The 12,097-nt window shown below is 36.2% G+C and carries 10 protein-coding genes; 9 read left to right on the top strand and 1 reads right to left on the bottom strand.

The features are described from left to right. Positions 1–330 precede the first annotated feature (330 nt). From rpmH to FP433_RS00245, 8 genes are all read left to right on the top strand, one after another. Entirely contained in the window at positions 331–471 is a 141-nt protein-coding gene (rpmH, locus tag FP433_RS00280) for a 50S ribosomal protein L34 (protein ID WP_117118249.1), read from the top strand. 48 nt (positions 472–519) lie between these two features. Further along, a complete protein-coding gene (gene rnpA, locus FP433_RS00275) occupies positions 520–888 on the top strand; it encodes a ribonuclease P protein component (protein ID WP_265483766.1) in 369 nt (122 codons plus the stop codon). Between the two features lie 2 nt (positions 889–890). Further along, on the top strand, positions 891–1,766 hold the full coding sequence (locus FP433_RS00270) for a YidC/Oxa1 family membrane protein insertase (RefSeq protein ID WP_265486745.1): 876 nt from the start codon (positions 891–893) through the stop codon (positions 1,764–1,766). 105 nt (positions 1,767–1,871) lie between these two features. Further along, complete coding sequence (gene mnmE / locus FP433_RS00265) at positions 1,872–3,257, top strand: tRNA uridine-5-carboxymethylaminomethyl(34) synthesis GTPase MnmE (RefSeq protein ID WP_265486744.1); 1,386 nt, start codon at positions 1,872–1,874, stop codon at positions 3,255–3,257. An 8-nt stretch (positions 3,258–3,265) separates the two neighbouring features. Next, positions 3,266–5,173, top strand: a complete 1,908-nt coding sequence (gene mnmG / locus FP433_RS00260) for a tRNA uridine-5-carboxymethylaminomethyl(34) synthesis enzyme MnmG (protein WP_265486743.1) — start codon at positions 3,266–3,268, stop codon at positions 5,171–5,173. Between the two features lie 70 nt (positions 5,174–5,243). After that, the gene (gene gndA, locus FP433_RS00255; protein ID WP_265486742.1) at positions 5,244–6,632 is read left to right on the top strand and encodes an NADP-dependent phosphogluconate dehydrogenase; all 1,389 of its coding nucleotides are present in this window, start codon (positions 5,244–5,246) and stop codon (positions 6,630–6,632) included. A gap of 92 nt (positions 6,633–6,724) precedes the next feature. Then, on the top strand, positions 6,725–8,278 hold the full coding sequence (locus FP433_RS00250) for a ClC family H(+)/Cl(-) exchange transporter (protein WP_265486741.1): 1,554 nt from the start codon (positions 6,725–6,727) through the stop codon (positions 8,276–8,278). A 118-nt stretch (positions 8,279–8,396) separates the two neighbouring features. Then, positions 8,397–9,365 (top strand): AEC family transporter, encoded by a 969-nt coding sequence (locus tag FP433_RS00245; RefSeq protein WP_265486740.1) that lies wholly within the window; start codon positions 8,397–8,399, stop codon positions 9,363–9,365. Positions 9,366–9,407: 42 nt separating this feature from the next. Here FP433_RS00245 and FP433_RS00240 read toward each other — a convergent pair whose 3' ends face one another. Then, positions 9,408–10,286 (bottom strand): LysR family transcriptional regulator, encoded by an 879-nt coding sequence (locus tag FP433_RS00240; protein WP_265486739.1) that lies wholly within the window; start codon positions 10,284–10,286, stop codon positions 9,408–9,410. A gap of 154 nt (positions 10,287–10,440) precedes the next feature. Between FP433_RS00240 and FP433_RS00235 the strand changes: the two genes are divergently transcribed. Beyond that, complete coding sequence (locus FP433_RS00235; protein WP_265483774.1) at positions 10,441–12,078, top strand: malolactic enzyme; 1,638 nt, start codon at positions 10,441–10,443, stop codon at positions 12,076–12,078. Positions 12,079–12,097: the final 19 nt, after the last annotated feature.

The following is a 12,097-nucleotide window of genomic DNA, read 5'->3' as shown; positions in this document are numbered from 1 at the left end:
TAAAAAGCAACTTATCAACAGGCGTACTGTGTATAATAATTGCTTTAATATCAATAATCTTATTAATTAAATGCCACTTTTACACAGGGTGTGGAAAAAGTTAATAACACCCTGTTAATTGTGGAAAAGATTGTGGAAAAGATTGTGGAAAAGGTAAATTTAATAATTATAGAAACGACTTATGCACAACTTATACACAAGTTTATCATTAAAAAGTGTAGAAAGAATAATGGTTTTTTTTATGAGAAAGCCTTGGTTTTTAGTAATAAATATGGTATTCTAACTTAGAATATTGTGCATGAAGGCATTAAAAATGGAGGTGCAATCTATATGACCACAAAGAGAACCTATCAACCTAAGAAACGTCACCGTTCACGTGTTCACGGTTTTATGAAGCGTATGGCTACTTCAAACGGCCGTAAAGTTTTAGCAAGACGTCGTAAAAAGGGTAGAAAAGTCTTATCTGCTTAATCCACTGAGCCCCAGTGGATTTTTTAATCTAAGTTAGGATGAGTCAAATTGAGAAAATCCTATCGTGTAAAAACTGAAAAAGATTTTCAAAGAGTTTTCAAACAAGGGCAATCTAAGGCCAATCGAGCTTTTGTAATTTACTGGTTACCCAGAGAAGATCAAAAACACTTTCGTGTTGGTATTTCTGTGGGGAAAAAAGTGGGGCATACTGCTGTTGCACGAAATCGATTAAAAAGATATATTCGAGCTACCTTGACAGAGTTAAAGGCCGAAGTAAGCCCTGATTTAGATTTTTTAGTTATTGCAAGGCCATATGCGCGTAATTTTAATATGGTTCAAACACGGAAAAATCTTATCCATGCGCTGAGCTTGGCACATGTGATACCTACCAGAAAGACGGAAGCAGAGGAAAATTAAAGGTGAAAGACTTTTTAACAAATAAAAAGGTAAAGAGATTAATATTAGGATTAGGTCTCGTTGCATTAACTCTAACACTTACAGGTTGTGGAGTTAGTCCAAATTCACAAGCTCATGCTATTTCTCATAATAGTGGAGGCTGGTGGGACCGCTATGTTTTGTATTATGTCTCTGAGTTTATTTTGTGGATTGCAAGTTTAGTACATAATTCTTATGGATGGGCTATTATCATCTTTACAGTTATTGTACGAATCGTTTTATTACCACTAAATGCTTTTCAAATTAAGAGCATGGGTAAGCAACAACAGTTGCAACCACAAATGGATGCTTTACGTAAAAAGTATTCTGGCAAAGATGTTGAAAGTCGACAAAAATTACAAGAAGAGACAAGTAAGCTTTACAAAGAGGCAGGGGTAAACCCATATATTGGGTGTTTACCACTTTTGATCCAATTACCAGTTATGTGGGCTCTTTATCAAGCAATTTCTCGAACTCCACAGCTGCAAAATGGTCGCTTTTTATGGATGGACTTAGGTCGTCCTGATCCTTACTTTATCATGCCATTGTTAGCTGCTTTGTTTACCTTCTTATCTTCATATATAAGTCAGCTATCTCAACCAAAGTCATCTCAAAATGGAATGACAAAATCAATGACATATATTATGCCAATTTTTATTGGGATTACAGCAATGGGACTTCAATCTGCTATTTCTCTGTATTGGGTAGTTTCTAACTTATTCCAAGTAGGTCAAACTTTCTTCTTGCAAAATCCGTTTAAGTATCGAAAAGAGCAACAAGAAAAACAAGAAGCTGAGAAAGAACGTCAACGACGATTGCGAAGAACCTATAAGCGATTAGGTCGAAAAAAAAGTAAATAATTATCTGGTAAAGATAAAGTAGTCAAAGTGCTTTATCCACCTTATTTGTTATGAACAAGGGTGGAGTGGCGCTTTTTTTATTTAATTTTTATAGAAGAGGTAAAAATGGCACAAGTTTTAACTCAATTTGATACAATCGCTGCTATCTCTACACCTATTGGTGAAGGAGGTATTTCGATTGTTAGATTATCAGGAGAAGATGCAATTGAAATTGCAAATAAGGTATTTAAAGGTAAAGATTTAGAGCAAGTTGCAACGCATACCATTCATTATGGTCATATCATTGATCCAGAAACAAAAAAAGTAGTAGATGAAGCAATGGTGAGCGTAATGAAAGGTCCAAAGACCTTTACACGTGAAGATGTTGTAGAAATTAATTGTCATGGTGGAATGGTCGTTACCAATGAAATTTTACAACTCCTTTTAGCTAATGGAGCTCGAATGGCAGATCCAGGAGAGTATACAAAGCGTGCTTTTATGAATGGGCGAATTGACCTAACCCAGGCTGAGTCTGTGATGGATATTATTCGCGCTAAAACTGATAAATCCCGGGAAATAGCCATGAATCAATTAAAAGGTGGTTTATTAGGCCAAATTAGAGAACTACGTCAAAATTTACTTGATACAATGGCGCAAGAAGAAGTAAATATTGACTATCCAGAATACGATATGGATGATATGACAGGCAAGCAAATGAAAGAAGTGACCCAGCAGGTCTCAAAGAAAATCGAAAAGCTTTTACTTACGGCGCAAGAAGGAAAAATTATGCGCAATGGTTTAGCGACAGCGATTGTTGGCCGTCCAAATGTTGGAAAATCTTCTCTGTTAAACTACTTAACACAAGATGAAAAAGCAATTGTCACTGATATTGCCGGGACCACCCGTGATACTTTGGAAGAATATGTTTCTATTAAAAATATTCCTTTAAAATTAATCGATACTGCTGGAATTCACGAGACAGAAGATAAAGTAGAGAAAATTGGTGTTGAACGGTCAAAAAAGGCTGTTCAAGATGCAGATTTAGTCTTATTGCTATTAGATGGAAGTAGAGAACTTTCAGATGAAGATAAAGAGTTACTTGACTTTACCAAGTTTAAGAAGCGAATTATCATTTTAAATAAAAGTGATCTTGGAAGTAAGATTACCCGGGAAATGATACAAAAGATTACTGATTCACCGGTAATTATGACCTCTATCTTAGAAAGAAATAACTTAGATTCTTTAGCAACTGAAATTGAAAAGATGTTCTTTAGTGGTTTAGAAAATTCTGCCAATCAGGTTATGGTTACTAATCAGCGCCAGGCCGGATTATTACAAAAAGCACGCCAGTCTCTTCAAGAAGTAATTACAGGTGTGGATAGTTCGATGCCACTCGATTTAGTACAAATTGATTTAAAAGACGCATGGGATACTTTGGGAGAAATTACTGGTGAAAGTGCCCCTGATGAACTGATTACAGAATTATTTAGTCAATTTTGTTTAGGAAAATAGGTGAAAAAATGAAGACATATGATTCAAAAGAATTTGATGTAATAGTTGTTGGAGCAGGACATGCTGGTTGTGAGGCAGCATTAGCCGCAGCAAATATGGGTCAAAAAACTTTACTTTTAACTATTAATTTAGATATGGTCGCTTTTATGCCATGTAATCCATCTGTAGGAGGACCAGCAAAAGGAACTGTTGTTCGTGAAATTGATGCTCTAGGTGGCCAAATGGGTAAAAACATTGATGCCACTTATATCCAAATGAGAATGCTAAATACTGGAAAAGGGCCTGCCGTGCGTGCTCTTCGCGCTCAAGCAGATAAATGGCAATATCATGCAACAATGAAAGATGTATTGGAAACCAATCCATTGGTTACTTTGCGTCAAGGAGTTGCTGATGAATTGGTAGTAGAAGATGGTGTCTGCAAAGGAATTATCACTAATACAGGAGCTCGTTACCATGCCAAAAGTGTAGTTTTAACTACTGGAACAGCGGCTCGTGGACAAATTATTATTGGGGAATTAAAGTATTCCTCAGGTCCAAATAATTCACTTCCATCAATTAAATTACCAGAAAATTTGGAGAAGCTTGGCTTTAAGATGCGTCGCTTTAAAACAGGTACTCCTCCACGAGTAGATGGTAATACTATTGATTATTCTCGGACTCAAGAAGAACCAGGGGATGAGGAACCACGTCATTTTTCTTATACAAGTAAAGATGAAGACTATATTCCAGTTGAAGAGCAATTATCATGTTATATGACTTACACCAATGAAGGAACCCATGATATCATTCGGCAAAACCTTGATCGTGCTCCAATGTTTTCGGGGGTAATTAAGGGTGTAGGGCCAAGATATTGTCCTTCAATTGAGGATAAGGTTGTTCGCTTTGCTGATAAAGATCGTCATCAAATTTTCTTAGAGCCTGAAGGTCGTGATACCAAGGAAGTTTATGTTGGTGACTTTTCTACCTCAATGCCTGAGGAAGTTCAACTGAAGATGTTGCATTCCGTAGTCGGATTAGAAAAAGCTGAATTAATGCGTCCAGGTTATGCAATTGAATATGATGTCATTGAACCATGGCAATTAAAACACACACTTGAAACGAAAAATATTAAAGGACTTTTTACTGCTGGTCAAATGAATGGAACATCTGGCTATGAAGAAGCAGCAGGACAAGGCTTAATTGCTGGGATTAATGCAGCTTTAAATGCAGAAGGTAAACCTGGTTTCACTTTGCAACGTGATGAGGCTTATATTGGAGTTTTAATTGATGACTTGGTAACAAAAGGTACCAATGAGCCTTATCGTTTATTGACTAGTCGTGCAGAGTATCGCTTATTGCTTCGACATGATAATGCAGACTTGCGATTAACTGAAAAGGGACATGAATTAGGCTTAATTGATGAAGAACGTTACCAAGATTTCCTTAATAAAAAGCAGGCAATTGCTCAAGCGATGAAAACTATGCAAGAAGTTATGATTCACCCAACACCAGAGGTGCAAGAATATTTAGCAAGTATCAATCAAGATCCATTAAATAATGGAGTAAGTGCGGCAGATTTCTTGAAGCGTCCAAGAGTTACTTTTGAAGGTATTGAAAAAATCGTTGGTCATCCTTTAGCTGATGATCGCTATGTAAAAGAACAAGTTGAGATTGCCTTGAAGTATGAAGGCTATATCAAGAAAGAAAAGAAGTTAGTAGAACGCCTTCATCGTTTAGAATCCAAGAAGATCCCTGATCGAATCGATTATTCTGCAATTGATAGTTTAGCAACTGAAGCACGTCAAAAATTTGAAAAAATTCGTCCGGAAACTTTGGCACAAGCAGAAAGAATTTCGGGAGTAAACCCTGCGGATTTAGCAATTTTAAGTGCTTATATTCAACAAGGAAGAATTGCAAAATTACCTGCGGAAAAATAATTTATTTCCGGGTAGTAACTAGTACAAGCATGATAAAATAAAAGAAGAATTTAGAAGGGGAGGCAAAAAAATGCAACAATTTGGTGTAGTCGGACTTTCTGTTATGGGAAAGAACTTAGCCTTGAATGTTAAAAATCATGGATATTCTGTCTCAGGATTTAGTATTGATAAGCCTGAAGTAGATGCACTTGCAAAATATGAAGGTGATAAATTAAAGCCAACATATACTTGGGAAGAATTTGTTAACTCTTTAGAACGCCCACGTAAAATTTTAGTGATGATTCGTGCAGGTGAACCTGTTGATCAAACCTTAGCAAAATTAGAGAAATTACTTGATAAGGGAGATATCATCATTGATGGTGGTAATTCTAACTTTCATGATACAAACCGCCGTGTAAAAGCTCTTAAGGAAAAGGGAATTCATTTCATTGGAATGGGAGTTTCTGGTGGAGAAGAAGGTGCCCTAAATGGCCCTGCTTTGATGCCAGGTGGTGATGAAGAAGCTTATAAAGAAGTAGCGCCAATATTAGAAGCAATTGCCGCTAAAACACCTACTGGACAAGCTTGTGTAGGTTACATTGGACCGGAAGGTAGTGGTCATTATGTCAAGATGGTTCACAATGGAATTGAATATGGAATTATGCAAATTATTTGTGAAATCTATGACATAATGCGAAATGTTGGTGGTTATTCAAATGAAGAAATGAGTGATATTTTTGCTAAATGGGATCAAGGCGCATTGCAAAGCTATTTAGTAGAAATTACCTCAAAAGTATTAAAGCAAAAAGATACTTTAACTTCTGATTATGTAATTGATCATATTTTAAATGAGGCTTCTTATAAAGGAACTGGAAATTGGATGCTTGAAGATGCAATTAAGTTAGGTGTTCCAATTACAGTAATTGCTGAAGCAGTCATGGCGCGTTTTATGTCAAAAGCTACTTTTAGAGATGATCCTGAACCTGAAAAATTACCCGGGAAAGTTCCAAGTGATTTAGTAGATAAACTTGCTAAAGCCCTTTATCTAGCAATGGCAGTTTCATATGGCCAAGGATTTGAGCAAATGACAGCAGCTGCCAAGACTTATAATTGGAAGCTTCACTACGATACTATTGCCCAAAACTGGGAAGCAGGATGTATCATTAGATCAGCAATGCTTCAAGACATTAAGTCTGCTTATCGTGCAAACCCAGAGTTACAAAATCTTTTTAAAGCTCCATTTTTTGATAAAGTAAAAAAAGAAGATATTGATGCTTTGCGTGAAGTGCTTAAGTTAGCAACTGATGCTGGTATTCCAACTCCAACTTTAAGTGCAGCCTTGAACTATTTGGAATCTATCTTTAATCCAAATCTTCCTCAAAACTTACTTCAAGGACAACGTGATTATTTTGGGGCCCATACTTACTTGCGTAACGATCGTGAGGGAGTCTTCCATACGGAATGGTATGAAGAAAAATAAAAACAAGAAGAAGACAGAAAGTGTCTTCTTTTTTTGTGGGGTAAGTAGGTTATAATAAAAAAGTAATTTGGATATTAGGAAAGAAGATCAAGGTGGAAAAAGAGGAAAAAAGTAAGTTAAAGATTTTATTCCAAGCTCTAATAGTAGGAGTTATTGCCGGGGCAATAGTTGGCCTTTTTAGATTTGGAATTGAATTAACATCACAATTTTGGTTAGGTTTATTTCAAAAAGCTCATCAAAATCTTTGGTGGTTTGTAGCAATAATTTTGGGCTTATTCTTAGTAGGATTAATTTCAGGCTTTTTTGTTAAGCAATATCCTCATGTGGGAGGCTCAGGAATCCCAGAAGTTAAATTGCAGATGCAAGGTAAGCTCCACTTGCCGTGGTGGTCAATTTTATGGAGAAAATTAATTGGAGGTATTCTAGTAATTGGTACGGGGTTATTTCTTGGACCAGAGGGGCCTTCTTTACAGTTAGGATCGTCCATTGGGCAAGGAGTGGCAGGAGCTTTTAAACAAAATAAATCTAACACTAGGATTTTGCTAGCAGCAGGGGCAGCTAGCGGCTTGTCCGCTGCATTTGGTGCTCCATTGAGTGGTGCTCTGTTTGTTTTAGAAGAAGTTTTCCACAATTTTTCTCCAAGTGTGTGGATGAATGCCCTAATTGGAGCAATTGCTTCTGACTTTGTTGTGTCTAATATTTTTGGGCAAAAACCATCATTAGCTTTACCTTATAATCACATGTTTCCTACTTACTTGTATTGGCATTTGCTTATCTTGGGGATAATTTTAGGGTTATTAGGTCATTTATATAAAAAAGGACTTTTTGGTTTAAAAAAGATTTATGCGAAAATTCATGTTCTACCTTCTTGGTTGTATGGGTTAATTCCGTTAGCTATCTTAATTCCTATCATGTATTGTTTGCCTTTGATTACAGGGCCAGGTAATCATTTAATTCTCTCACTTCCCAAGATGATTACTGCAAGTAGCTGGAGTTTAGTGGGAGTGTTGGGAGCATACTATATAATTAGAATTGCTTTCTCAATTGTTTCGTATGATTCGGGACTACCAAGTGGTATTTTTTTGCCAATTTTAACCATGGGTGCCCTAATTGGGGGATGCTACGGTTTGTTGATGGTGCAACTTGGACTATTACCTGAGAAATTAGTAATTAATTTGATTATTTTTTCAATGGCTGGTTATTTTGCAGCAATTATCAGAGCACCATTTACTGCGATTGTCTTAATTACAGAAATGGTGGGTTCGCTCTTACATTTGATGCCCTTAGCAGTTGTGGCTTTTGTGGCCTTGTTAGTTGATCAACTATTAGGTGGACGTCCAATCTATGGTCAATTAGCTGCTGCTATGGAAAAACCACAAGCAGATCACCAATTGAGTGGTGAAGCAGACCAATTGGTCCTGCCAGTTTATGAAAATAGTCAATTAGTAGATAAGACCATTAGAGAAATTTCTTGGCCCAAGAATACTTTAGTCAAAACTATTCAACGTGATAATGAAATGATTATTCCTGATGGGAAAACGAAAATTCTGCCTGGGGATATTTTAGTATTGGAAGTAGATGCTAGTCAGCGGGGAAATGTTTATACAGCTATGAAAAAGCTACAGGGAGTGGAACTAGATGGTTAGTGAATTTCAAAAAATATAGGAATTTCTTTAAAAATATGGTATAAATGATTGTTAATAGATTAACCATATAATTATTTTTATGGGGATAATAAATTTGATTTATATGAAAGGGGATTAGATGTCAGCGTTTCTATCATCTATCCAAAGTGTAGTCGTTATTGTCTTGATTATGCTTTTAGGATATATTCTTCGCAAACAAGGATGGCTAGCAGACTCATTTGGTGGTAATGTTTCTAAATTAATTACACAAATTGCCTTGCCTGCTTCCATTTTTATGTCTGTTCAAAATAACTTAACTCGTGGAAAGTTATTTAACTTATTTGCGGGTTTGCTCTTACCATTTATTGGAGTAGTTATTTCTTACATTGTAGCCTTTATTTTGGTTAAGGTGCTTAAAGTTAAGGTTGGACGTCGTGGGGTATTTATCAACACGATCGCTAACGCCAACACTATCTTTATTGGAATGCCTTTGAACTTGGCACTTTTTGGTCCTAAGGCAACTTCATATTTCTTGATCTACTACATCATCAATACGGTTTCCACTTGGGCCTTTGGTGTATTCTTGATCAAGAATGATGATCCAACTCTAGTTAAAGCTGAAAAGCAACATAACAAGGTTAACTGGAAGAAGATCTTACCAATGCCATTAGTTGGTTTCTTTGTGGCAGTAATTTGGCTATTAACTGGTATTCAATTACCAAAATTCCTTGGCGATACCTTTAATTACGTTGGTAGCTTAGTAACGCCATTATCATTAATTTATATTGGTATTGTATTAGCTAATGCTGGTCTTAAGAGTATCCACTTTGACAAAGATACAATCTTTGCGTTACTTGGACGTTTCGTATTAGCTCCAGTTGTCATGATCTTATTGGTTATGTGGTTTGGACCATCAATACTTCACTTAAGTATCCCAAGCTTAATGGGTAAGACTTTCATCGTTCAATCTGCAACACCAGCACTTGCTGTGCTTCCAATTTTGGCCGGTGAAGCTCATGGTGATGTCGACTACGCAACAAATGTTGTTGTTTTAAGTACTTTATTATTCATCGTAGTTGTACCAATTTTAATGTTTATTATTGGTTAATTAAAAGAGGTTTGTGGTTAACACAAATCTCTTTTTTGATGCTTAATTATCTTTTGTTAAAACTTCCCATAGCTCTTTTTCTTGCTTACTGAAAATATGATTCTTTCTTGTAGCAGCTGCTAAAATAAATTCTGGTTGTTCTCGATCGAGTAATGGAATTGACACAATATTATCATTTTTGTTAATTGAAAGATTTGTTACATATGAAACACCTAAGTTTTGGGCAACTAAAGATTTAATTACCATAACGTCAGGACTACGGTAAATGGTATTTAAATGAAGGTGATTACGTTGCATTAACGTATCAAGTGCTTGGGTATGAATGTAATCTTGAGTCATGCCAATAAAGTTTTCCTGGGCAATATCTTTAAAGTAAACTCCCTTTTTCTGAGCAAGAGGATGTTTTTTGGAAACAATAATTTCGATTGGATAATGCGAAATCGGATGAAGCTTGATTGCGGGCTCTATTTCTAGGGAAGTCAATCCTAGTAAAGTAAGATTAATGTCGCCTTGTAAAAGCATTTTACGTAAGTCGTAAGAGCCATGTTCAATGACATTCAAACGAGGAAGAAGACCTCTTGAAAAAAGCGCTGGAGCAATTTTGGGAAGATAATTACGTCCAATAATTGGAGGTAAGCCAAAGGGAATATCATTATCTGGTTCAGAGGCAATTTCGGCCTTGGCAACGGAAATTTCATTTAAAATTGCTTGAGCATGCTCATCAAATTGCATCCCTAAGTGAGTGATGATAATACTCTTATGAGATTGGTCCCGGATAATGAACTGCCCACCCAGCTTTTTTTCTAATCGTTTAACCGCAGCAGTAATAGTTGGCTGACTCACATTATAATGCTCAGCTGTTTTTGTATAACTTTTGAGTTGAACTAGAGTATGAAAATATCGTAAATCTTGTGTATTCACTATCTATTTCCTTTCTAATGGATGGTCTAAGTAATTTCTGCCTTCATATAAATAAACCTTTGGTAAAGTCTATCTTTTGACTATAAAATTATTTTGACGTTATACTTTTCTTGAAATAAGATTAAAGGCAATTGCCGAATAGGAGGCCTACACAATGAGTAATGCATGGAGTATTTTAAATAATCCTTTTAAAAATAAAGGTACAGCATTTACAGATGAAGAAAGAAAAAAATTAGGTTTAGTAGGTACTTTACCAGTACGTGTTGAAACTATTGAAGAACAAGCAAAACGTGTTTATGATGAATACAAGACTCGTCCTGAAGGTTTGCAACAACGTCAATACTTAATGGAAGTATTTGATACTAACCGTACTTTATTCTACTACGTAATGCAACATCATATCGAAGAATTGATGCCAATTATTTATGATCCTGTGATTGCACCTGCAATTGAAAAATACAGTGAAATTTTCCAAAGACCTCAAGAAGCTGCTTTCTTATCAATTGATGATGAAGGTTCAATTGAAGAAAGTTTGCGTAACGCTGCCGCAGGCCGCAATGTAAAATTAATCGTTGCTACTGATGCAGAAGGTATCTTAGGTATTGGTGATTGGGGAACTAATGGTGTAAATATTGCTATTGGTAAATTGATGGTTTATACTGCAGCTGCTGGTATCGATCCAAGTGAAGTATTACCAGTTTCTTTAGATGTTGGTACTAACAATGAAACTTTACTAAATGATCCCCTTTATTTGGGTGTACGTCACAAGCGTGTATATGGTGATAAGTACTACGACTTTGTTGATAAGTTTGTGCAAACTGCACGTGAAGTCTTCCCAGATGTTTACTTACACTTTGAAGACTTTGGTCGTGATAATGCTACTAAGATTTTAAAGAAATACCAAGATAAGATTCCAGTCTTTAATGATGATGTTCAAGGTACTGGTATCGTATGTTTAGCTGGTGTTTTAGGTGCCTTAAATATTTCTAAACAAAAGTTCACTGATCAAATCTTTTTAACTTATGGTGCTGGTACCGCAGGGATGGGTATTGCCAACATGATGTACCGTGAAATGCGGATGGAAGGTTTAAGTGAAGAAGAAGCTAAGAAACACTTCTACTTAGTAGATAAGCAAGGTCTTTTATTTGAAGATACTCCAGGCTTAACTCCAGAACAAAAGCCATTTGTACGTAAGAGAAGTGAATTTGAAAATGCGGATGAATTAACTAACTTAGAAGCAGTAGTTAAAGCTGTTCATCCAAGCGTTATGATTGGTACTTCAACTAATCCAGGTGCCTTTACTGAAGGAGTTGTAAAAGCTATGGCAGCTGGTACTGAACGTCCAATTATTTTCCCAATTTCAAATCCAACTAAGTTAATTGAAGCTCACCCTGCAGACATTATTAAATGGACTGAAGGCCGTGCTTTGGTTGCTACTGGTATTCCATCAGCTCCAGTTGAATATAAGGGTGTAACTTACCACATTGGTCAAGCTAATAATGCCTTGATTTACCCAGGTTTAGGTTTAGGGGTTTTAGCAAGTAAGACTAGACTTGTTGACGATGAAATTTTATCAGCAGCTGCTCACTCACTGGGTGGTATTGTTGATACTTCTAAACCAGGTGCAGCTGTACTTCCTCCAATTTCTATGCTTCAATCATTTACTAAGACTGAAGCTCGTGCAGTTGTACAATCTGCTATTGATCAAGGCTTAGCTGGTGAAGGTATTACTGATCCTGCTAAAGTTACTGAAGAAATCCAATGGACTGCTGAATACACTAACGAAGACTAATTGATTTCTACTACTTATA

The sequence above is a fragment of the Lactobacillus sp. PV012 genome (genome assembly GCF_014522325.1).
Classification (GTDB): Bacteria; Bacillota; Bacilli; order Lactobacillales; family Lactobacillaceae; genus Lactobacillus.
This window is presented reverse-complemented; position numbering and strand designations above follow the sequence as displayed.